This window comes from Shewanella sp. SG41-3, from assembly GCF_014164545.1.
GTDB lineage: Bacteria > Pseudomonadota > Gammaproteobacteria > Enterobacterales > Shewanellaceae > Shewanella > Shewanella vesiculosa.
The window spans coordinates 1-544 of sequence record NZ_JACJFJ010000031.1; the positions used below are offsets into that span (position 1 = coordinate 1).

Sequence of the window (544 nt, forward strand, 5' to 3'; positions counted from 1 at the left end):
GTCACGGCTCAAAGTGCTGCGGGCACCAGTGCCGCGTCGAATGCCTCTAATAGTGTGACACCGATAGGATCACAAACGATTACTTTCCCTAACCCAGGCGCACAAAGCTTCGGCACCACACCAACATTAACGGCCAGCGCTAGCTCAAGCTTAACACCCAGTTTTACCTCATCTACCACTGGAGTGTGTACTATCACTAGTGGCGGTGCCTTGAGCTTTGTCACCACTGGCACCTGTACTATTAATGCCGACCAGGCGGGTAACGCCAGCTATTTAGCGGCAGCTCAGGTGAGCCAGAGCTTTTCTGTCAATGCAGTTGTTGCGGGTGCGCCAAGTATAGGTACAGCTACCAGAGGAGATGCTCAAGCCAGCGTGAGTTTCACGGCGCCAGTGAGTACTGGCGGCGCAGCGATTACGGCTTATACCGTGACCTCAAGCCCAGGTGGTTTGACAGCGAGTGGTACAGGTTCACCATTAACAGTCTTGGGGCTGACTAATGGCACGGCGTATACCTTTAGTGTCACGGCTCAAAGTGCTGCGGGCA

Annotated in this window: 1 protein-coding gene; it reads left to right on the forward strand. The window is 54.2% G+C overall.

What is annotated here, in order from left to right; genetic code table 11:
* The coding region (locus H5164_RS19810; protein ID WP_182757383.1) for a fibronectin type III domain-containing protein at positions 1-544 on the forward strand (544 nt) is incomplete at both ends.